At 63.2% G+C, this 25,265-nt stretch carries 19 protein-coding genes; 15 read left to right on the top strand and 4 right to left on the bottom strand.

The features are described from left to right. Positions 1-210 precede the first annotated feature (210 nt). The 8 genes from GPA25_RS10245 (at position 211) to minE (ending at position 9,503) form a co-directional block, all read left to right on the top strand. On the top strand, positions 211-2,898 hold the full coding sequence (locus GPA25_RS10245; protein WP_169260279.1) for a bifunctional acetate--CoA ligase family protein/GNAT family N-acetyltransferase: 2,688 nt from the start codon (positions 211-213) through the stop codon (positions 2,896-2,898). A 15-nt stretch (positions 2,899-2,913) separates the two neighbouring features. Beyond that, on the top strand, positions 2,914-3,762 hold the full coding sequence (locus GPA25_RS10250; RefSeq protein WP_169260280.1) for a D-hexose-6-phosphate mutarotase: 849 nt from the start codon (positions 2,914-2,916) through the stop codon (positions 3,760-3,762). A gap of 108 nt (positions 3,763-3,870) precedes the next feature. After that, positions 3,871-6,210 (top strand): Tex family protein, encoded by a 2,340-nt coding sequence (locus tag GPA25_RS10255; RefSeq protein ID WP_169260281.1) that lies wholly within the window; start codon positions 3,871-3,873, stop codon positions 6,208-6,210. 25 nt (positions 6,211-6,235) lie between these two features. Then, on the top strand, positions 6,236-6,604 hold the full coding sequence (locus GPA25_RS10260) for an ArsC family reductase (protein WP_169260282.1): 369 nt from the start codon (positions 6,236-6,238) through the stop codon (positions 6,602-6,604). After that, positions 6,601-7,485: an Hsp33 family molecular chaperone HslO gene (hslO, locus tag GPA25_RS10265; protein WP_169260283.1), complete on the top strand. Its 885-nt coding sequence runs from the start codon at positions 6,601-6,603 to the stop codon at positions 7,483-7,485. The genes GPA25_RS10260 and hslO overlap by 4 nt, the downstream gene beginning before the upstream one ends. 120 nt (positions 7,486-7,605) lie before the next feature. Then, positions 7,606-8,394, top strand: a complete 789-nt coding sequence (gene minC, locus GPA25_RS10270; RefSeq protein ID WP_169260284.1) for a septum site-determining protein MinC — start codon at positions 7,606-7,608, stop codon at positions 8,392-8,394. A 31-nt stretch (positions 8,395-8,425) separates the two neighbouring features. Beyond that, the gene (minD, locus tag GPA25_RS10275; protein WP_169260285.1) at positions 8,426-9,241 is read left to right on the top strand and encodes a septum site-determining protein MinD; all 816 of its coding nucleotides are present in this window, start codon (positions 8,426-8,428) and stop codon (positions 9,239-9,241) included. Between the two features lies 1 nt (position 9,242). Then, on the top strand, positions 9,243-9,503 hold the full coding sequence (gene minE, locus GPA25_RS10280) for a cell division topological specificity factor MinE (protein WP_169260286.1): 261 nt from the start codon (positions 9,243-9,245) through the stop codon (positions 9,501-9,503). A gap of 58 nt (positions 9,504-9,561) precedes the next feature. Here minE and GPA25_RS10285 read toward each other — a convergent pair whose 3' ends face one another. After that, positions 9,562-11,361, bottom strand: a complete 1,800-nt coding sequence (locus GPA25_RS10285; RefSeq protein WP_169260287.1) for a methyl-accepting chemotaxis protein — start codon at positions 11,359-11,361, stop codon at positions 9,562-9,564. Between the two features lie 215 nt (positions 11,362-11,576). On the opposite strand from GPA25_RS10285, the gene lysS reads away from it, so the two are divergent. From lysS to GPA25_RS10310, 5 genes are all read left to right on the top strand, one after another. Continuing rightward, positions 11,577-13,085 (top strand): lysine--tRNA ligase, encoded by a 1,509-nt coding sequence (gene lysS / locus GPA25_RS10290; protein ID WP_169260288.1) that lies wholly within the window; start codon positions 11,577-11,579, stop codon positions 13,083-13,085. A 75-nt stretch (positions 13,086-13,160) separates the two neighbouring features. Further along, on the top strand, positions 13,161-15,077 hold the full coding sequence (gene mnmC / locus GPA25_RS10295) for a bifunctional tRNA (5-methylaminomethyl-2-thiouridine)(34)-methyltransferase MnmC2/FAD-dependent 5-carboxymethylaminomethyl-2-thiouridine(34) oxidoreductase MnmC1 (RefSeq protein ID WP_169260289.1): 1,917 nt from the start codon (positions 13,161-13,163) through the stop codon (positions 15,075-15,077). Positions 15,078-15,527: 450 nt separating this feature from the next. Beyond that, complete coding sequence (locus GPA25_RS10300) at positions 15,528-17,084, top strand: PAS domain-containing sensor histidine kinase (RefSeq protein ID WP_169260290.1); 1,557 nt, start codon at positions 15,528-15,530, stop codon at positions 17,082-17,084. After that, the gene (locus GPA25_RS10305) at positions 17,081-17,734 is read left to right on the top strand and encodes a response regulator (protein ID WP_169260291.1); all 654 of its coding nucleotides are present in this window, start codon (positions 17,081-17,083) and stop codon (positions 17,732-17,734) included. Before GPA25_RS10300 ends, GPA25_RS10305 begins: the two co-directional genes overlap by 4 nt. A 172-nt stretch (positions 17,735-17,906) precedes the next feature. Next, on the top strand, positions 17,907-18,467 hold the full coding sequence (locus tag GPA25_RS10310) for a phasin family protein (protein WP_169260292.1): 561 nt from the start codon (positions 17,907-17,909) through the stop codon (positions 18,465-18,467). Positions 18,468-18,601: 134 nt separating this feature from the next. Here GPA25_RS10310 and GPA25_RS10315 read toward each other — a convergent pair whose 3' ends face one another. After that, positions 18,602-19,183, bottom strand: coding sequence for a phosphoribosyltransferase family protein (locus GPA25_RS10315; RefSeq protein ID WP_169260293.1), 582 nt, complete (start codon positions 19,181-19,183; stop codon positions 18,602-18,604). 274 nt (positions 19,184-19,457) lie between these two features. On the opposite strand from GPA25_RS10315, the gene GPA25_RS10320 reads away from it, so the two are divergent. Continuing rightward, a complete protein-coding gene (locus GPA25_RS10320; RefSeq protein WP_169260294.1) occupies positions 19,458-20,696 on the top strand; it encodes an MFS transporter in 1,239 nt (412 codons plus the stop codon). 45 nt (positions 20,697-20,741) lie between these two features. Here the strand turns inward: GPA25_RS10320 and GPA25_RS10325 are convergent, their stop codons facing one another. Together GPA25_RS10325 and GPA25_RS10330 are read right to left on the bottom strand one after the other, a co-directional pair. Continuing rightward, entirely contained in the window at positions 20,742-21,236 is a 495-nt protein-coding gene (locus tag GPA25_RS10325) for a pyridoxamine 5'-phosphate oxidase family protein (RefSeq protein WP_169260295.1), read from the bottom strand. Positions 21,237-21,238: 2 nt separating this feature from the next. Next, positions 21,239-22,975, bottom strand: coding sequence for a sigma-54-dependent Fis family transcriptional regulator (locus GPA25_RS10330; protein WP_169260296.1), 1,737 nt, complete (start codon positions 22,973-22,975; stop codon positions 21,239-21,241). Positions 22,976-23,416: 441 nt separating this feature from the next. Between GPA25_RS10330 and GPA25_RS10335 the strand changes: the two genes are divergently transcribed. After that, positions 23,417-25,252: a PEP-utilizing enzyme gene (locus tag GPA25_RS10335; protein WP_169260297.1), complete on the top strand. Its 1,836-nt coding sequence runs from the start codon at positions 23,417-23,419 to the stop codon at positions 25,250-25,252. Positions 25,253-25,265 lie beyond the last annotated feature (13 nt).

Here is a 25,265-nt window from a genome sequence, read left to right on the forward strand (position 1 = left end):
GGCGCCGCTGCGCAAGTCCTTGTGGCTTACCCTCATCGGCGAGAGCCCAGACTTATGTCACAATGTGTCATGGTGCACTGCAGTAAGCTTGAGTTTGGAGCAGATTCAGCCACACTGCAGCAGACGTCGGACACGACTCACAAGACAAGACTAATACCGCTCCGCCACACGCGGGCCGCGGCTTGCGAACCTGAATTCAGGCAAACGAAAATGAAAGAGAAGCACTACCTCAGCCCGCTGCTCGAACCGAAATCGGTCGGCGTCATCGGCGCCAGCGAGCGGGAAAACTCGCTTGGGCATGTCCTCGTGCGCAACATGCTCGACGCCGGCTTCCGCGGCCGCCTGTTCGCGATCAATCCCAAGTACGAAGCGGTGCTAGGCGTTCCCTGCCACAAATCGGTCGAGGATGTGCCCCACCGGCTGGACCTCGCCGTAGTTGCCGTGCGCGCAGAACGCGTCCTGTCGATCGTCGAAAGCTGCGGTCGCGCCGGCGTCAAGGCGCTCATCATCCTGTCGTCCGGCTTCTCGGAAACCGGTCCGCGCGGTGCGACACTCGAACGCCACGTCGTTGAAGCCGCACGGCGTTATCGCATCCGCCTGCTGGGGCCCAACTGCCTCGGCATCATGCGCCCCGATCTGGGCCTCAACGCCACCTTCGCACACGTCAGCGCGATCAAGGGCACCATCGGTCTGATTTCACAGTCCGGCGCGCTGTGCACTTCGATTCTCGACTGGGCCAAACCCAACAACATCGGCTTTTCGGCCGTCGTGTCACTCGGATCATCCAGCGATATCGATTTCGGCGAAGTCCTCGAATACATGATCTCGGACCCACGTACCGAGAGCATAATCATGTACGTCGAAGGCATTCGCGACGCACGCCGCTTCATGAGTGCGCTGCGCGGTGCTGCACGTGTCAAGCCCGTATTGCTGATCAAGGTCGGCCGTCACCCGGACGTGTCGCGCGCCATCCGCTCGCACTCGGGGTCGATGAGTGGCGACGATGCCGTGTTCGACGCGGCCCTTCGCCGCGCAGGGGTGATCCGCCTTTACAACATGGGTCAGCTCTTTGCGGCGGCCAACGCGTTGTTCTCCCACTTCCGCCCGCGCGGCAACCGACTTGCGATCGTCACCAACGGTGGCGGTCCCGGCGTGATGGCAGCGGACCGTGCAGCCGACCTCGGCATTCCATTGACCGAGTTCTCCGAAGGAACGATGGAGAAGCTCAACACGACGCTGCCTCCGGGCTGGTCGCGCGGCAACCCGGTCGACATCCTCGGCGATGCCGACGTGGAACGCTACCGCAAGACGGTTCAGGCAGTGCTCGAAGGGCCGAACGTCGATGGCGTGCTCGTGATGTTGACGCCGCAGGCGATTACCGATCCTACCGCCGTCGCGGAAGCCATCGTCGAACTGGAAAAGAATGCCGACAAGCCCGTCGTCACCTGCTGGATGGGCGAAGAACTGGTGCGTGGTGGCCGCAAGGCGTTCGAAGCCGCCGGCATCCCGACCTTCCGCACCCCCGAACCGGCCGTTGAACTGTTCAGCCATATCTCGGCGTACTACCGCAACCAGAAACTGCTGATGCAGACGCCGGCGTCGCTGTCGCATCTGAAACCGCCCAGCATCGAAAGCGCGCGACTGGTCATCGAAACCGCGCTCGCCGAGCGCCGCAAGGTCCTCAACGAAATGGAATCGAAGGCCCTGCTGGCGGCCTTCCGCATCCCCATCGCGCAGACCGTCGTCGCCCGTTCTGCCACCGAAGCGATGGTGCTGGCCGAGGAGATCGGCCTGCCGGTGGTGATGAAGATCGATTCGCCGTCGATCATCCACAAGGCGGATTCGGGTGGCGTGCGCCTCAACCTGGGCAGCCTCGCCGCGGTGCGCACGGCCTACCAGGAAATCCTCGAGGATGTCCGGCGCAACAAACCCGATGCCGCCATCAACGGCGTTGCCATCGAGCCGATGATCCTCAAACGCAACGGTCGCGAACTGGTCGTCGGCGTCAAGCGCGATCCGGTGTTCGGACCGGTCATCACCTTCGGCGAAGGAGGCAACCGCGTCGAGGCGAACAAGGATCTGGCCGTCGCCTTGCCGCCGCTGAACAATTATCTGGTCCGCGACCTCATCCGCTCGTCGCGCGTCTCCAGCCTGCTGGGCGAATTCCGCACCATGCCGCCGGTGAACATGGAGGCGCTGGAATTCGTGCTGTTGCGCATCTCGGAAATGGTCTGCGAACTGCCGTGGATCACCGCGATGGAGATCAATCCCCTGATCGTCGACGAAAACGGCGCAGTCGCCGTCGATGCGCGGGTCACCACGGAAAATATCTCGCCCTCGGTCGATCGCTACGCCCACATGGCGATCCACCCGTATCCATCGCAACTCATCAGCAAGTGGACGCAGCCCGACGGCGTGGACGTCACGATCCGCCCGATCAAGCCGGAAGATGCCGAACTCGAAGTCGAATTCGTGCGCAAGCTGTCGTCCGAGACGAAGTACTACCGCTTCATGAACACCATGCGCGAACTGCCGCCGGCAATGGTCGCGCGCCTGACGCAGATCGATTACGACCGCGAGATGGCCTTCCTGGCGACGATCGATGTCGAAGGCAAGGAAGTGGAAGTCGGGGTATGCCGCTACGCCGTCAATCCGGACGGTGAATCCTGCGAATTCGCTGTAGTCGTCGCAGACGACTGGCAGCATCGCGGCCTCGCCCGCAAGCTCATGGGCGTGCTGATCGAAACCGCGCGCAACAAGGGCCTGCTTTACATGAACGGCGTGTTCCTCGCGAACAACGAGCGCATGCTGAAATTCGTGCAGGGTCTTGGCTTCGTACTTTCCAGCGACCCCGAAGACAGTACCGTCAAGCTCGGCGTGCTGGCCCTGCAGGACTGAAGGCGCAATCGACCCATGCCTGCCAGTATCGAATCCCTGCAGTTCAACGGCTTGTCCGCCCTGGCCCTCAACACACCGGACGGCAGTCGTGCGATCGTGTCACTATCCGGCGCCCAGGTGCTGTCCTGGACTCCGGCACGCGATGACGAGCGCCTCTATCTAAGCCCGGATGCCGTGTACGACGGGAGCGTTGCCGTTCGCGGGGGCGTCCCGGTGTGTTTTCCGCAGTTCGCCGGGCTCGGCAAGCTGCCCAAGCATGGTCTGGTACGCACGCAACCATGGACCATCGCCGAGCAGCGCGCGGGCAAGGACTATGCATTGGTGACGCTGCGAATCACCGAAAACGACGAAAGCTTCGCCGTGTGGCCACAGCAGTTCACGGCCGAATTGACAGTGGTCATCGAGGACGGACGGCTCAACATCGAGCTCGAACTTGAAAACACCGGCCACGCCCCCTTCGCCTTCACCGCGGCGCTGCATACCTACCTGCGCGTGCGCGAAGTCGAAAATGCGCGGCTGGAAGGACTGCACGGATACGAGTACCGGGATGCCGCCGATCACGACCGGATCAAGCGCGACAGCGGCGACGTGCTGATGATCGAGGACGAAACCGATCGCGTGTACCACAGCGTGCAGCGTCCCCTGCTACTGCGCGACGGCGGACGCAGCCTCGGCATCCACTCTGAAGGCTTCCCGGATGTCGTCGTCTGGAATCCCTGGGAACACCGCTGCGCCGAGATGTCCGACATACCAGCCAACGGATTCCGCCACATGCTGTGCGTCGAGGCTGCCGCCGCACGGCACAAAATCGAGCTCGACGCCGGCGAAAACTGGGTCGGGCGACAAAGCCTGATCGTGCTGTGATGCGATAAATCCTGCAACCCGGCGGCGCTTGCATCCGCAAGCCCGCCTGTTGCACCATCGCCATCTTTTCTGCAATCCGCGGCCCCTGCGCACGCCCGTCAGACACCCATGCTGCCTCCGATCGAACACCGCCTCGCCTCAGAACTCGCCGCCCACCCCCGTCAGGTCGTCGCCGCCATCCAGTTGCTCGACGAAGGCGCCACCGTGCCCTTCATCGCCCGCTACCGCAAGGAAGTCACCGGCGGACTCGACGACACCCAGTTGCGCACGCTGGAAGAACGCCTCGGCTACCTGCGCGAACTCGAAGACCGCCGCGGCGCGGTGCTCGCCTCGATCACCGAACAGGGCAAGCTGACCGACGCGCTGGCCGCAGAAATCGCCTCGGCCGAGACCAAGCAGCGCCTCGAAGACCTCTACCTGCCATACAAGCAGAAGCGCCGCACCAAGGCCCAGATCGCGCGCGAAGCGGGCCTCGAACCGCTGGCGCTCGCGCTGCTCGAAGACCCGATGCTTGTCCCGGACACCGAGGCTGCGCGCTATTTCGATGCCGAGGCGGGCTTTGGCGACACCAAGAGCGTACTCGACGGCGCACGCCAGATCCTCATCGAACGCTTTGCCGAAGATGCCGAACTGCTCGGTGATCTGCGCAACTGGCTTCGTGACTACGGTTTCGTCAGTTCCAGCGTCATCGAGGGCAAGGAGAGCGAAGGCGCGAAGTTCCGCGACTGGTTCGATTTCCGCGAACCGATCGCCGCCCTGCCGTCACACCGCGCGCTCGCACTACTGCGCGGACGCAATGAAGGCATGTTGCGCCTCGCACTGACTGTCGAGCAACCCGACCCTGATACCCCGCATCCCTGCGAAAGCCGCATTGCCGGCCGATTCGGCATCCGCGACCAAGGACGTCCGGCCGACCGCTGGCTGCGTGAAAGCGTGCGCTGGGCGTGGAACGTAAAAATCTCGCTGCATCTCGAACTGGAACTGATGAACGAACTGCGCGAGCGCGCCGAAGAGGAAGCGATCCGCGTTTTTGCACGCAACCTCAAGGATCTGCTGCTTGCCGCCCCCGCCGGCGCGCGCTGCACCATGGGCCTCGACCCCGGCATCCGCACCGGCGTGAAGGTCGCGGTCATCGACCGCACTGGCAAGCTCGTCGATACCGCCACGATCTATCCCTTCGAGCCGCGCCGCGACCGCGAAGGCTCGCTCGCCACCCTTGCCGCACTGGCGAAGAAGCACGCCGTCGAACTCGTCGCCATTGGCAACGGCACCGCCTCACGGGATACCGACAAGCTCGTCGCCGACCTGATGGAAGCATTGCCGCAACTGCGCCTGACGCGCATCACCGTGTCGGAAGCCGGAGCCTCGGTGTATTCCGCTTCGGAACTTGCCGCACGCGAGTTTCCGGGGCTCGACGTGTCACTGCGCGGTGCGGTGTCGATCGCCCGCCGCCTGCAGGATCCGCTCGCCGAACTGGTCAAGATCGACCCCAAGGCGATCGGCGTCGGCCAGTACCAGCATGACGTGAACCAGTCCCGTCTGGCGAAAAGCCTCGATGCGGTCGTAGAAGACTGCGTGAACGCCGTGGGCGTCGATGTGAACACCGCTTCCGCCGCGCTGCTTGCGCGTATCTCCGGCCTCAACGCGACGCTCGCGGGCAACATCGTTGAACATCGCGACGCCAACGGCCCGTTCGCAAGCCGCGACGCGCTGAAGAAAGTACCGCGCCTCGGCCCCAAGACCTTCGAACTGGCGGCCGGCTTCCTGCGCATCCCCAACGGCGACAATCCGCTCGACGCCTCCTCGGTGCACCCGGAAGCCTATCCGGTCGTGCAGCGCATTCTTGCCAAAGTAAGCAAAAACGTGCGCGAACTGATGGGCAATGCAGGCTTCCTCAAGACGCTGCGCCCGCTCGAATTCACCGACGAGCGCTTCGGCCTGCCGACCGTGCAGGACATTCTCGCCGAACTCGAAAAACCCGGTCGCGACCCGCGCCCCGAATTCCGCACCGCGACCTTCCGCGAGGGCGTCGAGACACTCAAGGACCTCACCCCCGGCATGATGCTCGAAGGCGTCGTCACCAACGTCACCAATTTTGGTGCCTTCGTCGACATTGGCGTACATCAGGACGGCCTGGTACATATCTCCGCGCTCGCCGACCGCTTCGTCAAGGACCCGCACAGCGTCGTGAAGGCCGGACAAGTCGTCAAGGTCAAGGTGCTGGAAGTCGACCTGCCGCGCCAGCGCATCGCGCTGACGATGCGCATGAGCGACGAACCGGGCACGGCCCGACCCGCCCCCGGCCCACGCGATAATGCGACGCGGGCACGTCCGGGCGACGGCGCACGCAGTGATCGCAATACGCCGCGCGGCAACTCGCGCACCGCGGAACCGGCCAACTCGGGCGGCACCATGGCCGACGCGCTGGCACGCGCGCTGCGCAAGTAGAATGCCGGCAAACGGAACCACCACGATGAGCGCGACGATCTACGGTATCAAGAACTGCGACACGATGAAGAAGGCCTTCGCGTGGCTCGACGAGCACGGCGTCGCCTACTCTTTTCACGATTACCGCAAGTCAGGCATCGCGCCCGAGACACTCGCGCGCTGGTGTGAGCAGCTCGGCTGGCAAACGCTGGTCAACACCCGCGGCACCACATGGCGCAAACTCGATCCCGCGCAGCAGACGGTGTCGGCCGCCGACGATGCGATCGCCCTGATGGCCGCCCATACAAGTCTGATCCGACGCCCGGTGATCGAGACTGCATCGGGCGAAATTGTCGCCGGATTCGATCCCGAACGTCTCGGGGCATTGTTCAGCACATCCGGAGCCAAGGCATGAGCACCCCCACCAGTTACGTCCGCGGTTTCCTGCTGGAAGACCTGGACATTCGCGGCGCAGTGGTGCGCCTGGACGATGTCTGGCAGGCGCTGCAGCGTGGCCGCGCCTATCCCGCCGAAGTCGCCCGCCTGCTCGGCGAGATGAGCGCGGTTTCGGCCCTGATCGCCGCCAATCTCAAGCAGGCCGGCCGCCTCACCTTCCAGATCCAGGGACATGGCGCCGTCAAGCTGCTGGTCGTTGACTGCAACGAAACTCTGAATCTGCGCGGCTTTGCCGGTTTCGACGGCGACATTCCCGCCGACGGCGGACTCGCCGCGCTGGTTGGCGACGGCATCCTGCAACTTACCCTCGACGTCGCCGGACTGGACCAACCCTACCAGAGCATGGTGCCGCTCGAAGGCGACAACATCGCCGCAACCTTCGAACACTACCTGATGCAATCCGAGCAACAGCCCGCAGGCCTCTGGCTCGCATGCAACGAAGGCGCCGCGGCAGCGCTGTTCCTGCAAAAGCTTCCCGGGGCCGACGCCCGCGACGAGGACGGCTGGTCGCGCATGCATCAGCTGGCGCAGACCGTGAAGGCGGAGGAGCTGCTGCAACTCCCGCCCGAAATCCTGCTTGGTCGCCTGTTTGCCGAAGAGAACGTGCGCCTGTACGAAGCCCGCCCGGTCATCCACGATTTTCCACCCGACCGCGACAAGATCATTGCGATGTTGCGCAGTCTCGGCGAAGACGAAGTCCGTCACATTTACGAGGAACACGGCGAACTGGTGGTGCGGGACGACCTTTCGAACCACGAATATCGCTTTGAAGCGGACGAAATCGACGATCTGTTCGCGTCCTGCCCCGAGCCGGGCACCCCGCCACCGACTCTGCACTGAGCACTACCCCACAGCGCGGGCCAAGTGGAACTTGTCGCTTCGCCACAGCCTGCGCTGCCAGCCTTGCCCGAATCCCTGCTGCTCAGTAGACTTTCACGTTTTTCCGCCCCCCACTCGCACATGTCCGCTCCGCCCGCCTCCCGCTCGATCGAGTTTCGCAACGCCACGCTAGGCGCCACCATCGCGGTGTTGCGCGAAACCGAGCCGGCCAGGCTGGCCGACGCCTTGCACATGATGCTTGGCGGGATGCCGGATTTTTTCAATGGTGAAGCGGCGGTGCTTGATTTCGCCGCGATGGCCGAGGCGCCCGCCCGCATCGACTGGACCGGACTCGCCAGCCTGCTGCGTCGCTATCGACTGCAGCCAGTCGGTGTGCGCAACCTGCCCCCGGAACTCGCCGCCACGGCCCGCCAGGCCGGTCTGGCAATTCTCGATGACGCCGAGCTGCGCGACCGTCAGGCAGCGCTCGCGCCGGCGCCCCAGCCACGAGCCGAGCCAGTGCCACCAGTACACGCTGCGCCAGCGCCTGCGCCCGTCCCGGCGCAACCCGCCATTCAGGCGAACACCCTGTTCGTCGACCGCCCGCTGCGCTCCGGCCAGCAGGTCTATGCCCGTGGCGGCGATCTGGTGCTGCTTGCCGGCATGAGCAACGGCGCCGAAGTCATCGCCGATGGCAGCATCCACTGCTACGGTCCACTGCGCGGCCGCGCATTGGCGGGAGCGCAGGGCAACATCGCCGCCCGTATTGTCACCACCAATTTTGGTCCCGAGCTGGTTTCGATTGCGGGCATCTACCGCACCTTCGAACAGGGGATCCCGGAATCCGTCGCCGGCCGCGCCGCCCATGTGCGGCTGAGCGCCGCCGGAACCGAACAGAAACTCGGCATCGAATCGCTGCAGCTCGACTGAGCGCAGCGCAATCTTTCAGGAAGGACATACCGTGACTCGTGTCGTCGTCGTAACTTCGGGCAAGGGTGGGGTCGGCAAGACCACCACCAGCGCTGCTTTCTCCTCCGGCTTGGCCCTGCGCGGTTTCAAGACCGCCGTTATCGACTTCGACGTCGGCCTGCGTAACCTCGACCTGATCATGGGCTGCGAACGCCGCGTCGTGTACGACCTGATCAACGTCATCAATGGCGAAGCCAAGCTCACCCAGGCGCTGATCAAGGACAAGCACTGCGACAACCTGTTCGTGCTGCCGGCCTCGCAGACGCGTGACAAGGATGCACTGACCGAGGAAGGCGTCGAAAAGGTGCTCAAGGAACTCGAGCACCTGGGCTTCGACTACGTGGTGTGCGACTCGCCCGCCGGTATCGAACGTGGTGCAGTGCTGGCGCTGACCTTTGCCGACGAGGCGATCATCACCACCAACCCGGAAGTCTCGTCAGTGCGCGACTCGGACCGCATTCTCGGCATCCTGCAGTCGAAGTCGCGCCGGGCGGCAAACGGCAGCGATCCGATCAAGGAGCATCTGCTGGTTACCCGCTATTCGCCCAAACGCGTCGAAGATGGCGAAATGCTCTCGTACAAGGACGTGCAGGAACTGCTGCGCGTACCGCTGATCGGGGTCATTCCCGAATCCGAGTCGGTGCTGCAGGCGTCGAACCAGGGCACCCCTGCGATTCACCTGAAGGGCTCCGACGTTTCCGAAGCCTACACCGACGTGGTCGCCCGCTTCCTCGGCGAGACGCGCGATCTGCGCTTCGTGAACTACGAAAAGCCGGGCCTGATCAAGCGCCTGTTCGGAGGCAAGTGAGATGTCCTTCCTGGCCCGCCTCTTCGGCGAGAAGAAGAAGACCGCCGAAATCGCCAAGAACCGGCTGTCGCTGCTGATTGCCCACGAGCGCAGCGGTGCAGCGGCCAAAGCGGACTTCCTGCCGGCGCTACAGCGCGAGTTGATCGAGGTCATCTCGAAATACGTCTCGGTGAATGCCGAAGACATCAAGGTGCACCTCGACAAGCAGGACAACTACGAAGTCCTTGAGGTCAACATCGTCCTGCCCGAGCAGACGCGCTAAGCGACTTCGCCAGCCCGCCCACGGTGCCGCACGGCACCGCGCGGGGGCCATGCTTCAGTCAGGCGCCTGCCAGCAGGGCTTCAGCCGGCACGCCGACCCGCACATTGCCCCAGTGCCGTCCGCCGACCATGATCGGCATCGCGATGTCGCACAGGATTTCTCCCGTATCACGCTGGTAGGTCTGCAACAACATCGGCTCCACATTCCGTGCCGCGCGCATTTCGGCGGGATTTTCAAACTTGCGACATGTGCGATTGCCTACCAGGTCGACATCCCGGTTTCCGGTTAGCGGTTTGGAAAACTTGAGATTGTGGGCGGACAGGTAACCATCAGTGTTGACCGCAACTGCAAACGTGCAGCCCGGGATTGCCGCCACGCAATCATCCAGAAATTTCTGGCACCGGCGGGTGTACTCATCACCCCATGAAATCTTGAATTTCTGCGGAAAAGTATTCGCAATCGGCTGGTAGCGGCGGTCGAACACGTCGACACGACCGTTTTTCATCTCTTCCAGTTGCGCCTGGATGGAGTCGCGGAACGCGCGCGCGCGCTCGACCGCATGGTCGAATTCACCTTTCCCGATCTTGAAGCGCGACACCAGCTCCTGCACCGATTCGGTCGCCCGCGCCAGCTTCAGCGAACACTTTTCAGACTCTTCCATCTGAAGCGCGACGGTACCCGACAGGTCGTGAATCGCCGTGACGTTCTCATGCACCTGCGCATTGGTCGCCGAGAGCTCCTCCATCGCCGCGGCAATGTGCAGCAGTTGTTCGCCGGTGGTTTCGAATTCGCCGACCATGAACTCGAACTGCTTCGCCGAACGTCCTACCACTTCGCGTGCCTGCAACACGTCACCGTTAATGACATCGTTCTCCGCGCGCGTGTTCATGACGCGGCCGATCATGCCATCGATATTGCCGGTGATTTCCTCCGCCGCGGTATTGACCCGCTCGGCCAGCTTGCGCACCTCGTCTGCAACCACGGCAAAGCCGCGCCCGGCCTCGCCGGCACGCGCCGCCTCGATCGCCGCATTCAGCGCCAGCAGGTTGGTCTGGTCGGCGATCTCGCGGATCAACGAGGCGATCCGCTTCACGCTCTCCGAACGTTTGGACAGGTCATCGACCGTCGCATTGAAGTGCACGACTTTCTCGCTTACCGCGTTGATCTTCTGTGCAATGTCCTGCATCTCGCCCAACGAGCCGCGCGCAATTTCCAGGTTCTTCGTCGTCGACGCAGAAATCTGTTGCGTGCTCGCCGACACGCTTTCGATGGCGGAAGTCGACTCGGTGCTCGCGCTGAACACCACTTCGGTCATCTGCCCCTGAGTGCGTGCATCGCGCGCCGAACTTTCCACGCGCGACTTCACCATTACCGCGTCGCGCGCAATACTCACGCTCTTCATGCGTACATCGCCGATGATCTGGCGCATCTTTTCCGCGAAATGGTTGTAGCTCAGTGCGAGTTCGCGCAGTTCGTCGTGCGTCACCAAGGGCAAATTGCGCGAGAAATCGCCTTCGCCGCGTGCAATCTCATTGAATATGCCGGTAATGATGCGCACCGGTCGTACGATCAGATGACGGATGTACAGGATCTGCCCCACGTTGATGCACAACGCAATCACCGTCAGCACCAGCATCAAGTACAAACCGCCGTCGAGCGAGGACGCAACCTGCTGCGCCACTTCCGACGACACCTTGCCGACCTCAAGCAATGCCGCGATCTGCCTTTCCTGGCTCAGATAGATGCCGACATAGATCACATCAATGAAGAAGAGCAGCAAGAAACTGCTCAACTTCTTCGTCAACGAGTTCCAGAACAGCTTTTCAGCTGTTTCGTACAGCCGTGCGAAGGTACCCATCATCTCTCCTGTGGAATTGTATTTTGCTTATCTATCGGCAATCCTGACGCAACACTTTAGGGTGCCACAGCCAGGATCCGATGCATCCTTGCCCGCCGGACACCACCGGATCGACGCCGCGCAGCGGGGCCGTCAGGGCGGCGCGGGATCCAATGAATTTGCCGGCTCTCCGATGGCATGCCACAATTGTCCCTTTGCCGCCTCCCTGACGATTCATGAGCGACCAGAACAATAACCCCGTGCCCCCGCAAGACGAGAACCACATCATCGCCGAGCGGCGCGAAAAGCTGGCCGCTTGGCGCGCGACCGGACGCGCCTTTCCGAATGATTTCTCGCGCGAAAACACCGCCGGCAAGCTCGATGAGCTCTATGGCGACAAGGAGCCGGAAGCGCTCGATGCCACCCAGGTGGAGGTAAAGGTCGCCGGCCGGGTCATGCTCAAGCGCGTGATGGGCAAAGCGAGTTTCGTCACCATTCAGGACCTTTCGGGCCGTATCCAGCTATACGTCACGCGCGACGCGGTCGGCGAAGACGTGTACGCCGATTTCAAGCACTGGGACATCGGCGACATCGTCGGTGCCGTCGGCACCGTGTTCAAGACGCGCACCGGCGAGCTGTCAGTCAAGGTCACCGAGGTGCGGCTGCTCACGAAGAGCCTGCGCCCGCTGCCCGACAAGTTTCACGGCCTCACCGATGTCGAGCAGAAGTACCGCCAGCGCCACGTCGACCTGATCATGAACGACCAGACGCGCTTCACCTTCGTCGCGCGCAGCCGCATGGTGCAGTCGATCCGCAACTACATGATCAGCCACGGCTTCCTCGAAGTCGAAACGCCGATGATGCACCCCATCCCCGGTGGGGCTGCAGCCAAGCCCTTCACCACGCACCACAACGCGCTGGACATGGAACTGTTCCTGCGCATTGCCCCGGAGCTGTACCTGAAGCGTCTGGTGGTGGGCGGCTTCGAAAAGGTTTTCGAGGTCAACCGCAACTTCCGTAACGAGGGCCTCAGCCCCCGCCACAACCCCGAATTCACGATGATGGAGTTCTACGAGGCGTACGCGGACTACCGCAGCCTGATGAACTTCACCGAAGGGTTGCTGCGTCAGGCCGCACGTGAAGCGCTGGGTACCGAAGTGTTCGTCTATCAGGGCCGCGAACTGGACCTGTCGAAGCCCTTTGCGCGCCTGACCATCGTCGAGGCGATCCGCAAGTACCACCCCGGCTTTACCGTCGAACAGCTCAACGACGCCGACTGGCTACGCAACAAACTTGCGGACCTCAAGGCAAAGCCGCGCAAGGATGCCGGCCTCGGCTCGCTGCAACTGATGCTGTTCGAGGAGACCACCGAAGCCGAACTGTGGGAGCCGACTTTCATCATCGACTACCCGGCCGAAGTGTCGCCGCTCGCCCGCCGCAACGACGCCAACCCCGAAATCACGGAACGTTTCGAACTGTTCATCGTTGGCCGCGAGATCGCCAACGGTTTCTCGGAGCTCAATGACCCCGAGGACCAGGCTGCGCGCTTCCTGGAACAGGTCAAGGCGAAGGAAGCGGGCGACGAAGAGGCCATGTTCTTCGATGCCGACTACATTCGCGCCCTGGAATACGGACTGCCCCCGACCGGCGGCTGCGGCATCGGAATCGACCGCCTCGTCATGCTGCTGACAGACAGTCCGAGTATCCGCGACGTGATCCTGTTTCCGCAGATGCGGATGGAGTAGACGCGGAACATTGCATAACGAACAGGCGCCGCGAGGCGCCTTGTCTTTTTTGAAGCTCGCTTCAGTCCTCGCCATATGCCGATTGACCCCGCCCGCCTGAGTTTCACCGAGGACGGCACGCCCTGCTCCACCGAGTTCGGCGATGTCTATCACGCGCGCGAGGGCGGACTGGAACAGGCGCGTTTCGTGTTCATCGGCGGCAACCACCTGCCGGCGCGCTGGCAGGGTCATGAATCCTTCACAATCGTCGAAACCGGCTTTGGGCTGGGCCTGAATTTTCTCGCGACGTGGGATGCGTGGCGAGACGATCCGCGGCGGTGCGGGCGCCTGCATTACGTTTCCGTCGAACGCAATCCGTTCACTCGTGCCGATCTGGTGCAACTGCACGCGCGCTGGCCGGAACTGGCCGCGCTGGCCATCGAATTGCAGGCACAGTGGCCGGTGCTGACACCCGGCGTGCATCGGTTGCATCTCGACGCGGGCCGGGTGACCCTGACGCTGCTGTTCGGCGATGCCAACGAACTGATCCCGCAACTCGAATGCCGTGCCGACGCGTTTTATCTTGACGGCTTTGCTCCCACGATCAATCCCGAACTGTGGTCTGGCGCACTGTTGCGCGAACTCTCCAGGATTGCCGCGCCGAGCGCCACGCTAGCGACCTGGTCCGTGTCGGGCGCGGTCCGCCGCATGTTGGCCGAAGCCGGCTTCCAGTGCGAGAAAACTGCAGGTTTCGCGGGCAAGCGCGCGATGCTTCGCGCACGGTTTGGCGAATCCGCCTGCCCGCGGGCCGGCCACCCTGACGCCCCTGCCCGGCACGCCTTGGTGATCGGTGCCGGCCTGGCTGGCAGCAGCCTCGCCCACAGGCTGGCCGAGCGCGGCTGGACGGTCGACGTGGTCGATGCCGCATCAGGACCCGGCCAGGGTGCTTCCGGCAATCTGAGCGGTGTCCTGCGCCCGCTGCCGAACCTGGACGACAACCGTCTGGCGCGTATCACCCGTGCCGGCGCGCTGTATGGCTTGCGTCATCTCAAGCGTCTGAGCGACCTCGGGCTACCAGTGCGCTGGGATGCCTGCGGCGTCCTGCATCTCGCGCGCGATCCAGTACATGAGGGCAAGCAGCGTCATGTGGTCGAGACGCATCGTCCGCCGCCGGAGTACCTGCGCTTTGTCGAACGCGATGAAGCTTCCGTGCTGGCCGGCTGGCCGTTGCCTCTGGGTGGCTGGTGGTTCCCGGGCGGCGGCTGGGTGAATCCGCCGAGTCTGTGTGCTGCCAACCTGGAGGCATTCCCCGAGCGCATTCGCGGCCATTTCGGCCGCGCGGTGAGCCGACTCGAACGCGGCGCCGATTGTTGGACTGCGTTCGATGCGTCGGGCACGGAGATCGCCGCGGCGCCGGTGGCGATCCTCGCCAATGGAGTCGGTATCCGGCATATCGCGCAGGGCGCAGCGCTGCCTGTGCGCAGCGCGCGCGGCCAGGTGACACATCTGCCGGCACTACCGGGCAGTGCGCCGAAGGTCGTTGTCTGCCGCCTGGGCTACGTCAGCCCGGAAATCGACGGCATACGCTGCGCAGGTGCGACTTTCGCGGTCGATGACAACGAAATCGCGCTGCGCGAGGCGGACCAGCGCGAGAATCTCGCCAAACTCGCTTTTATGCTTCCGGGATTCGGCACGGACCTGGACCCGGCGCAACTCGGCGGGCGTGTCGGCTTCCGCCCGGCCTCCCCCGACCGCCTGCCAATGGTCGGGGCAATCCCGTCCGTTCGCAGCGTCGACCGCGGCACGCCACTGGCCGACATCCCGCGCTTTTCCGGCCTTTATGCGGTCGAGGGTTTCGGTGCCCGCGGGCTCGTGTGGGCGAGCCTTGCGGCGGAATTGCTCGCCAGCCAGCTTGCTGGCGACCCCCTGCCACTCGAACGGGATCTGGTCGATGCGCTCGACCCCGCACGTTATCTGCTGCGCCCGCCCCGCAAGGCGGTGTCCGACGACTGATCGGATTGCGCTCGCTCTGGCAAATGTCTGACGCCATGCACCTTGCACACTGTGGGAGATTCCCTCTGCGACGAACCGCGCAGCCTGCGCGCCCGCAGACCCCGGTCATGTTTCGTAACATGGCACCTGCAGTGCATACATGGTTCCGGGTATAGGTGGCCCCAATCCTCGCCGGTATGATCGCCCGGCTTCATGACGACTGTCTTCCCGGGACTGCGTGCGATCCCCAGGCAATCAATCCCCGCGCCCTAGCTAACGCCCCGGTATCACGACGCGGGGTCGAGGGATGCACAGAGGCATATGTCCCCCGATTGACTACAATGAAAGTGATAATCACTATCTCTGCGCTGCCAGTTGCCACGCACGTCCTGAGCCCCGCGTTCGACGGCAAGTTGGTGTGTCGGCGCGTTATTGCGCGCGCGGCAGCAGTGCGCAAGTGATGAAGCGACCATGACCCGGGATATAGCCGAAAGCCACGACGTAGAGCAAGCCTTGCGAGCGAGCGAGGCGCGTCTGCATGAGGCGCAATCGGTTGGCCGGATGGGCGACTGGGAACTCGACCGCGACACGGGCGCGATGAGCTGGTCCCCGCAACTCTTCCGTCTGTTCGAGCGCCCCGTAGCGATCGGCACGCCCGACCTCAACGAGGTGCTGGCCTATTATTCGCCCGAAACACTGGAACACACGCGCAGCGCCTTCTGGCACGCCATCGACACCGGCGACCGCAGGGAACTGGAGCAGATGGTGTGGCTGCCGTCGGGCGCACGGCGTTACCATGCGACGACGATCGTCCCCGTCAGGGACGCCGGCGGACGCGTCTTCAAGCTCTACGGCACCACTCAGGACATCACCGAACGCAAGGAGGCGGAAGAAGCGCTGCTGCGCAAGCGGAACGAGGTCGAGGATCTCTACGAGAATGCTCCCTGCGGTTATTACTCGCTCGATGCCGACGGTCACATCATCCGCATCAACGCCACGCAACTGCGTTGGCTAGGCTACACACGCGAGGAAGTCGTCGGCCGCATGGTCGCAACCGACCTGTTCAGCGCCGCCAGTCGTCCCTTGTTTGGTCAGATTTTCCGCGCGTTCAAGCGGAGTGGTGTGCTGCGCAACATGGACATCGAACTGTTGCGCAAGGATGGTACGGTACTACCGGTATTGCTCAGTTCGACGGCGATCTTCGATCCCGAAGGCAACTTCGTCGCCAGCCGCACCGTGGTATCGGACAATTCCGACCGCAAACTGCTCGAACATGAACGTGCGGCCCATAGTGCGCGGCTGGCGGAACTGTCGCGCCATATGGTCGATGTGCAGGAGCGGGAACGGCGCATGCTCGCAGCGGAGCTGCACGACCGTGCCAGCCCCAACCTGGCAGCCCTGCAGCTGACGCTGGCCAACCTTGCGCGGGCCTTGCCCCAATCCGTGCTCGCCGAACTTGAACCGCTGCTCGACGACGCCCAGGCGCTGCTGATGGACACCACCAAGGGCATCCGCGACATCTGCACGAATTTGCGCCCCGCGACACTCGATTACGCCGGCCTGATCCCGGCGCTGCAGGATTACGCCCAGCAATTCGGCCAGCGAACGGGAATCGACGTACGCCTGGACACCGCGGATTTCGACCTGCAACTGTCGCCCAACGTCCAGTCGTTGCTGTTCCGCATTGCCCAGGAAGCCCTCACCAACTGCGCCAAGCACGCAAACGCGAGGCGCATCGAGGTTCGTCTCGCAAACGGTGACGCGCAACTACTGATGCAGATCTCCGATGACGGCGTCGGCTTCCAGCCGCTGCAGCTGGGCGAGCGCGGTGCTACACCAGGCTTGGGCCTGATCACGATGAAGGAACGCGCCGAATTTGCCGGCGGTCGCTTTACCTTGCGCTCCCACCCGCAGGCAGGCACCGAGATCAAGGTCACTTTCGATCACGACGCGGGTTGCATCCGGCGCGTCGCGTCGCGGCAGCGCGCCGTTGTCGAGGATTTCGCGCCGGGGACGGGCACATCATGAGCCCGCGCATCCGCATGGTCCTTGCCGATGATCACCAGATGTTCCTGCACGCATTGCGTGCACTGCTGGAAAAGGAACCGGATATCGAAGTGGTCGGTGTCGCCAGCAATGGCGAGGAGCTGCTGGCGCTGGTGGGCGCGCAGCCCGTTGATATCGTCTGTATCGACATCGGCATGCCGGCGATGAACGGTATCGAAGCGACGCGGCGCCTGCTCGCGCTGCGACGGAACATCAAAGTGATCGGGCTGTCGGCATTTTCCGATCGGCAATTCGTCCTCGATCTGCTCAACGCCGGGGCGCGCGGCTATGTCACCAAGGCAGAAGCCGGCGAGGAGTTGCTGCGTGCCATTCACACCGTGCACGTCGGCAAGACCTACCTGTGCCCCGATGTCGGCGCAACGGTTACCAGCGCCCTGCTCGACAATGCGCCGCGCGACACCTCGTCCCCGCGCATTACGGCGCGCGAACGGCAGGTTTTGCAGTTGATCGCCGAAGGTCACACGTCCGGGCGCATCGCCGAGCGCCTGCACCTGGCCGCGTCGACCGTCGAGGTGCATCGCCGCAACATCATGCGAAAACTTGATTTGCATAGTGTTGCGGAGCTGACGAAATATGCCATTCGCAGTGGCCTCACCACCATATCCGGCTGATCTCGTCAGCCGCCCTGATCTACCCGCAATCCGGTAGTCAATACACGCTGAACGGTGTATGTCCGCGACATTCCAAGCAACGTAGCATTCGCGGACCATAACGTACAGCGTCGGACCGACGTAGATCGGCCCGACATCAGACACCCCAACAATATCAAGAGGAGAACACGCAATGAACGCATTCGCATCCGTACAAAAACTCGCCAAGGCCGCAAACAGCAACGCCGAGGCCTTCCAGTCGCTGGCCGACATCGTCTTCGGGGCATCGGAGCGACTTCTTGCGCTGAACCTCGACGCGGCGCGCAACCTGTGCGCCTACGCCTCGGCGAACGCCGTGCCGGTGTTCGAGGGCGACCTGCAGGAGCAATTCGCGTCGCGCATGAGCGCCCAGGGAAAGTCGCTGGAACAGGCCGCCGAATACTTCCGTAGCGTGAACGATCTGGCCATCCAGACCCAGGGCGACATCGCCGCATTCGGCACGCAGCAGCTGACCCAAATGTCGCACGGCGTCAGCGAGTTTCTGGACAACGTCGCCAAGACGGCTCCCGCCGGCAGCTCGGACTTCGTCGCCGCAATGAAGACGGCGATGAGCAACGCCAGCGCAGCCTACGAGAACTTCGTCAAGACCACGCGCGACGTCACGGAAACCAACCTCGCCGCCGCCAACAGCGCGCTGCAACCGATGCTGGCGGCGACCGCCGCCACCACCAAGGCTTCCAAGAAGGCCGCCTGAACAGCGTCAGGGAAATAGCGTATCCGCGGGGGGTGAAACTCGCCCCCCGCCACGCATCGCCGGCTGTTCCCGGGCCTTATCCTCAGGCCCATTCCCCGCTCAGCTTTCCGCCCGCGCTCGCCGGCATGTTGCGCTCAGGCGCTGACCACGCCCTGCTTGCGCTCCATTTGCAGCAATTCGATACGGAATGTGGGCTCATACGGGGGCACGTTGCATTCGATGATGTCCGGGGGCGCGACCTCGAGACGCACACCGACGACGTCGGCGTGAATCGGCAGGCGAGTCACACAGCGGTCCGCGAGCGTCGCGACGAGAATCCGATGCGGCTGTTTCTGTGCCAGATACGCGACCGCACGCAGCAACGAATTCCCCGTGTATAGGACGTCGTCCACGACCACGACCGTATAGCCGGTCAGTTCCACGGCGCGATGCTCGATGTTTTCGACGAATCGGGTTTCCGGGTGTAGCAGCGTCAGATCGTCCGCGTAGCGTTTGATCGAGAGATCCAGCCGGAGCGGCGGCGCGAATTGATGGTTTGCTGTCAGGGCGGCCGTAAGGCGCTCCGCGAGCGGCGCCCCGCGCCGCAGGATGCCGATCACGGCGAGCGGCGTTGCCCGATCCAGTCGCGCCGCAAGCTGGCACGCCATGCCGTCAACGACATTCGCGAGCTGCTCTTCACCGTAAAGACAGGTACGCAGACCAGTCGGTCGATCCATTCCGGACTCCCGCAAAAGACTCGCTTCGTGTGTGAACGGGCTACCCGCGAACTATAGATTCAAAGCACTCCCGAGGCACTCAAAGAATCCCGCGTGCGTTGCGGATTTTCGGCTAGACGTCCTTCGTGTGGACACCGGCCCAATACGTTGCTTGACTTCTGATTGTTTGCACTCCATCGTTTACGCAATGATGAATCGATGGACGTGACGCACGGTTTTCTATGCGCGTAACCGCTGCGCCACGGCCATGCGAACTCGGGAGCCACGACAAACGATGAAGACAATCACCGGTACGATTTTGCTCGCGCTGCTTGCCGGCTGTCTGGCAGCCGCACAGATCGGCAAGGTGCCTCCCGCGATTCACGCGGTGCGTGAGGATCTGTTGCTCAGCCTGGTGCAGGCGGGTTGGATGGCCACGGCAATCAATGCCATGACCGCAACGCTGGGCGTCGCTGTCGGCGTCTGGATGGCACGATTTGGTGCGCAACGCGGATTGTTGTGGGGGCTGATCCTGCTGGCGCTGGGCTCGGCGCTTGGCGCGGAAGCGACCGTCGGCGCGTTCCTGATCGGTTCCCGCGTCTTCGAAGGCTTGGGTTTCGTGCTCGTCGTGGTGTCGGCGCCGTCGCTGATTGCCGCCGCGCTCGCGCATGACCCGGCGCGGCGACGGTCGGTGCTGTCGTTATGGAGTTGCTACATGCCCGTCGGCATGGCGGCGATGATGACGGTCGCGCCGCTCCTTCTCGAACGCTATGGCTGGCGCGGTCTGTGGTGGTGGAACTCCGGAGCGATCGTGGCGTGCATCATCGTGGCGCTCGGTCTGCGTCGGCGCCTCGCGGCGCCGGATGATGCGTCGCCCGGCCGGATGCTGAAGGTGACGCAGACGCGCCTGTTCCGGCCCGGCCCATGGTTGATGGGGGCATGCTTCTGCTGCTATTCCGCAATATGGTTCATGCTTGCCACGTGGCTGCCCTCTTTTGCAGTCGAGCATATGGGCTACACGCCGCGCGGTGCAGCCTGGCTGACTGCAATTGCGGTCGCCGCGAACATCGGCGGCAACCTCAGTGCAAGCTACTGGGCGGCACAGGACGTGCCGCGCTGGGGCTTGCTCGCCGGCGTTCAAATCATGCTGGGCGTACTGGGGTGGTTCGTGTTCTCCGCGGGTTTCGATCCGACCCTGCGCTCCATTGCAGCGATCATCGCCTGCGGCGCGGCCGGCGCGCTACCTGCGACGGTCATGGCAGGCATCCCGTTTCACGCGTGCGAGCCGGCGGAAATCGCGGTGGGAAACGGCATCGTGATGCAGTGTTCGAACCTTGGTTCCTTTGTTGGCGTACCCGCCATCGCCGCACTGGCCACGTCCCTCGGTGGGTGGGATGGCGGACGCTGGCTGATTCCGGTGCTGGCAAGCATCGGCGTGCTCGCCGCGTGGTCGCTGCGTGGGATCGAGCGGCGAATGAACGCAGCCGCCCTTGCGCTGGCGCCGGCGACAGGCGAGCTGGTGAGACAGAACTGAGCCAATGCCGGGGGCTCGGCAGCCTGCCCGTCGCAACGCAGGGCCTCACCTTCCTGCTGCGGGGGCTTGCACCGTAGTCAGTGCGCGGCAGTCTATCTCGTCGCGATGGCCGAAGCCGACGGAGTTGTCGATGAAGTACAGGCGTTCCGGCGCGAAGCGGTACCAGCGTACCTTCGCCATCGCCTTGACGATCGCGGCCGGCGCACGGGCCAGCTTGCCGACTACCGGGTATTTGTCGCCGTACAGAGCGCGTGCGTGGCGTTCCTCATCGCCGGAGATCTCGGTTACGCCTCCTTCCGCCTGCACGCCCTTGATCTGCGGCCAGTCGGCACAGTCTTCCTGGATCGTCACCGCGAGCCGCCCGTCCACAGCGAAGTTCTGGCTGTGCCTGCTTGCTGGTGAGGACAGGAAATACAGTGTGAAACTATCATTGACGTAAAACACGGCAGACGCCCAGATGCCCTCCTCTCCCCGTGTGGCGAGCGTCATGACGTGATGATCTCGAAGATAGGCCAGGGCCCGCTCGTGCAACGCGTCCACGATCAGGCGCCATCCGAAGAGGGTTGGGCCGCCGTGGCATCGGATCGGACGCCACCGTCCTCGTGCAGGCGTTTCAGTCGATAGGCGAGTTGCGGGCGGGTCAGGCCGAGCATGCGCGCAGCGGACGACAGATTGCCGCGGGCCTTGTCCATCGCTGCCTCCAGCAGCATGGCTTCGACCTGATCGAGCGTCATCGCGCCATTGCAGACGGCGTCACACAAGGCGCGGCCGGTATCGGATCCGCCGATGTCGAGTTTGCCGTCCGCATCGAGTCCGACCTCGCGGGTATCGTCGTCGGCGCAGGCGAGAAACAGGTGCTCGACTTCGATGCGTCCACCATTGGGGGCGAGGATCACGCCGCGCTCGACGGTATTCTGCAGCTCACGAATGTTGCCGGGCCACGAATAGCCGACCAGCGCCTTTTTCGCCTTGTCGGTGAAGCCGAGCAGTTTCTTGCCGTTGATGGCAGTGTATTTTTCCAGGAAGTGCTTTGCCATCGGCGAGATGTCTTCCTTGCGTTCGCGCAGCGCCGGAATGTTGATCTGGAACGCGTTGAGGCGATAGTAAAGGTCGGCGCGAAAGCGGCCTTCCTTGACCAGTTGCTGCAGGCCGGCGTTGGTTGCCGCGACGAGGCGCACATTGATCTTGCGGATCTTGTCGTCCCCCAGGCGTTCCACCTCGCCCTCCTGCAGCACGCGCAACAGCTTGCTTTGCGCGGTCATCGGCAGGTCGCCAATCTCATCGAGAAACAGGGTGCCGCCGTCGGCGCGCTCGAAGCGGCCGGGACGCGAGACGAGCGCGCCGGTGTAGGCGCCCTTCTCGACGCCGAAGAGCTCCGATTCGACGAGGTCATGCGGGATCGCGGCGCAGTTGATCGCAACCAGGGGGCGATCGCGGCGACTGCTCATCTCGTGCAGTGCACGGGCGAACAGTTCCTTGCCGACGCCGGTTTCGCCGAGCAGCAGCACGGTGATCTGTCCGCCCGCCGCCTGTTTCAGCAGATCGAGCGCGGTGCGGAAGCCCGGTGATTTGCCGATCATGTCCGCCGGCAGTTTTTCCTTTTCGCCAATGGTCGAGCGCAGTTGCAGCACCTGGGTCTGCAGGTCGATCAACTGGTCGGCGATGGATTCGGGCGTGAAGAAGCGCATGTGCTCGTCGGCGTCCTCCCATTCCTCGATCGGTTTGCCGACGATACGGCAACTTTCGTCACCCATGCCGACGCATTCGACTTCCTTGAACAGGATCGAACGGCCCATGAAGGCCGATGCGTAGCCGCAGGCGTAGCCGATCTGAGTCCAGCATACCGGTTCGGAATGGGTGCCGAACTGGCGTTTGTGCGACTGGCCTTCCCACGAATTGATCCAGCGGAATTCGCCGTAGAACTCGCCGGCGGCACGGTCGACTTCGACGCGGATCGGGGACACGCCGACGATACCTTCGAGCGAGTGCAGTTGCGGCCCGGTCATGAATGCGTCGGCGTCGCTGAGTTCGGGCATGCGCGTACGCACGAGTTCGGCGTCGCGCACGCCGGACGCGTAACCCATGCGCAGCAACAGGCCACGCGCACGCGGCATGCCGAGCGTGTCGATGATTTCCTTGCGCAGCGAGGCTTGCGCCTCGGCGTGCACAAGGAGCATGCGGTGTTCGTGTAGCCAGATCTGGCCGGTGTCGGCACAGAAATGTATGCGCGCTCTGAGGTCGTCGCCCTGGATACGCACTTTGTTCTGGAGCTTGGTCATGGCCTAGCCCTCCTCCTGGACCAATCCTTGTACGCGTCGCTTCTGCCGCCCGTATTGATCAATATCAAACGATTGGAAATGCCGCATTTCAAGCGTAAATAAGGACGCCGAAACGTCGGTTCACCAAATGATCAATTGACAGGATCGGCGGCGGCAAACCTCATCAAATGATCACTTCGCGATGGACGGCGAAGACCCACGGATTTCGCTGAATACCGGCTGAAGCCATCAATTTTCGGCATTTTTTTGCGCCTGCATTAATCCCCGGACGGGCCTGTGCTTACGCCGATTTCAAGCATCTGCCGGTCCTTGTTGCACGGCTGATTGCGGCACTGCATCACAACACCGTGGCACAGCGCTTGCGATTGTTGTCCCGCAACCGGTCGTGAAACCTGTCCGGCCTTACCGAAAAAAACCGCGATATCAAGGAGGGGGCATCAGATGAAGTTTCCTGTTCCGCACGACATCAAGGGCAAGACGATTCCCGGGACCGAAGGCTGGGAGCGGATGTATCCGTACCAGTACCAGTTCGTCACCGATGATCCGAAGCGCAACCAGTACGAGAAGGAGACCTTCTGGTTCTACGACGGCTTGCATTACCCGGAGCCGCTTTACCCATTCGACACGATCTGGGACGAGGCCTGGTATCTGGCGCTGTCGCAGTTCAACAACCGCATCTTCCAGGTGCCGCCGGTGCGTGGCGTCGATCACCGCATCATCAACGGCTACGTCTATATCTCTCCGGTGCCGGTGAAGGATCCGGAAGAAATCGGCAAGCGCGTGCCGAATTTCATGGAGCGCGCCGGTTACTACTACAAGAACTGGGACGCGCTCGAGGCGAAGTGGAAGCTCAAGATGGAGGCCACTATCGCCGAACTCGAGGCGCTCGAGATCCCGCGCCTGCCCGATGTCGAGGACCTGAGCGTCGTCACCGACGGCATCGGCGAGTCGAAGGGCTATCACCTGCTGAAGAACTACGACGACCTGATCAATCTCGGCATCAAGTGCTGGCAGTACCACTTCGAGTTCCTGAACCTGGGCTACGCGGCCTACGTGTTCTTCATGGACTTCACGCAGAAGCTGTTCCCGAACATCCCGATGCAGCGCGTGACACAGATGATCTCGGGCATCGACGTGATCATGTACCGGCCGGACGACGAACTGAAGGAACTGGCGAAGAAGGCGGTCAAGCTGGAAGTCGATGACATTGTCGCCGGTCATCGCGAATGGGAGGACGTGAAGGCGGCGCTGGCGAACCGCCGCCATGGCGACGAGTGGCTCGCGGCGTTCGAGAAGGCACGTTACCCGTGGTTCAACATCTCGTCGGGCACGGGCTGGTTCCACAACGACCGCAGCTGGAACGACAACCTCAACATCCCCCTCGACGGCATCCAGACGTATATCGGCAAGATCCGCGAAGGGGTTTCGATCGACCGGCCGATGGAAGCGGTGCGTGCCGAACGCGACCGCATTACCGCCGAGTACCGCGACCTGATCGACAACGACGACGACCGCAAGCAGTTCGACGAGTTGCTCGGCTGCGCGAAGACGGTATTCCCGTATGTCGAGAATCATCTGTTCTACGTCGAGCATTGGTTCCATTCGGTGTTCTGGAACAAGATGCGCGAGGTCGCGGCGATCATGCAGGAACACGGCGTGATCAAGGAGATCGAGGACGTCTGGTACCTGCGTCGCGACGAGATCAAGCAGGCGCTGTGGGACATCGTCACGGCGTGGGCGACCGGCGTGACGCCGCGTGGCACGGCGACGTGGCCGGCCGAGATCGAGTGGCGCAAGGGCGTGATGCAGAAGTTCCGCGAGTGGAGCCCGCCGCCCGCGATCGGCATTGCGCCGGAGGTGATCCAGGAGCCCTTCACGATCGTGCTGTGGGGCGTCACCAACAGTTCCCTGTCGGCGTGGTCCGACGTGCAAGGCGTCGCCGACCCGGACAGCATCACCGAACTGAAGGGTTTCGCGGCCAGCCCCGGCCTCGTCGAGGGCAAGGCGCGCGTGTGCCGCAGTGCCGAAGACATCCGCGACCTGCAGGAAGGCGAGATTCTCGTCGCCCCCACCACTTCGCCGTCCTGGGCGCCGGCCTTCGCGAAGATCAAGGCCTGCGTCACCGATGTCGGCGGCGTCATGAGCCATGCCGCGATCGTATGCCGCGAGTACGGCATGCCGGCAGTCGTCGGCACCGGCCTATCCACCCGCGTGATCAAGACCGGCATGACGCTGCGGGTCGATGGTTCTTCGGGCGTGATCTCGATCGTCCAGTGAGGGGGATAAACAA

Source organism: Aromatoleum diolicum (assembly GCF_012910955.1).
GTDB classification, from domain to species: Bacteria; Pseudomonadota; Gammaproteobacteria; order Burkholderiales; family Rhodocyclaceae; genus Aromatoleum; species Aromatoleum diolicum.

Coding starts and splice junctions, on each gene's coding strand:
- GPA25_RS10245 (WP_169260279.1), top strand. CDS start 211: ATGAAAGAGAAGCACTACCTCAGCCCGCTGCTCGAACCGAAATCGGTC.
- GPA25_RS10250 (WP_169260280.1), top strand. CDS start 2,914: ATGCCTGCCAGTATCGAATCCCTGCAGTTCAACGGCTTGTCCGCCCTG.
- GPA25_RS10255 (WP_169260281.1), top strand. CDS start 3,871: ATGCTGCCTCCGATCGAACACCGCCTCGCCTCAGAACTCGCCGCCCAC.
- GPA25_RS10260 (WP_169260282.1), top strand. CDS start 6,236: ATGAGCGCGACGATCTACGGTATCAAGAACTGCGACACGATGAAGAAG.
- hslO (WP_169260283.1), top strand. CDS start 6,601: ATGAGCACCCCCACCAGTTACGTCCGCGGTTTCCTGCTGGAAGACCTG.
- minC (WP_169260284.1), top strand. CDS start 7,606: ATGTCCGCTCCGCCCGCCTCCCGCTCGATCGAGTTTCGCAACGCCACG.
- minE (WP_169260286.1), top strand. CDS start 9,243: ATGTCCTTCCTGGCCCGCCTCTTCGGCGAGAAGAAGAAGACCGCCGAA.
- GPA25_RS10285 (WP_169260287.1), bottom strand. CDS start 11,361: ATGGGTACCTTCGCACGGCTGTACGAAACAGCTGAAAAGCTGTTCTGG.
- lysS (WP_169260288.1), top strand. CDS start 11,577: ATGAGCGACCAGAACAATAACCCCGTGCCCCCGCAAGACGAGAACCAC.
- mnmC (WP_169260289.1), top strand. CDS start 13,161: ATGCCGATTGACCCCGCCCGCCTGAGTTTCACCGAGGACGGCACGCCC.
- GPA25_RS10300 (WP_169260290.1), top strand. CDS start 15,528: ATGACCCGGGATATAGCCGAAAGCCACGACGTAGAGCAAGCCTTGCGA.
- GPA25_RS10305 (WP_169260291.1), top strand. CDS start 17,081: ATGAGCCCGCGCATCCGCATGGTCCTTGCCGATGATCACCAGATGTTC.
- GPA25_RS10310 (WP_169260292.1), top strand. CDS start 17,907: ATGAACGCATTCGCATCCGTACAAAAACTCGCCAAGGCCGCAAACAGC.
- GPA25_RS10315 (WP_169260293.1), bottom strand. CDS start 19,183: ATGGATCGACCGACTGGTCTGCGTACCTGTCTTTACGGTGAAGAGCAG.
- GPA25_RS10320 (WP_169260294.1), top strand. CDS start 19,458: ATGAAGACAATCACCGGTACGATTTTGCTCGCGCTGCTTGCCGGCTGT.
- GPA25_RS10330 (WP_169260296.1), bottom strand. CDS start 22,975: ATGACCAAGCTCCAGAACAAAGTGCGTATCCAGGGCGACGACCTCAGA.
- GPA25_RS10335 (WP_169260297.1), top strand. CDS start 23,417: ATGAAGTTTCCTGTTCCGCACGACATCAAGGGCAAGACGATTCCCGGG.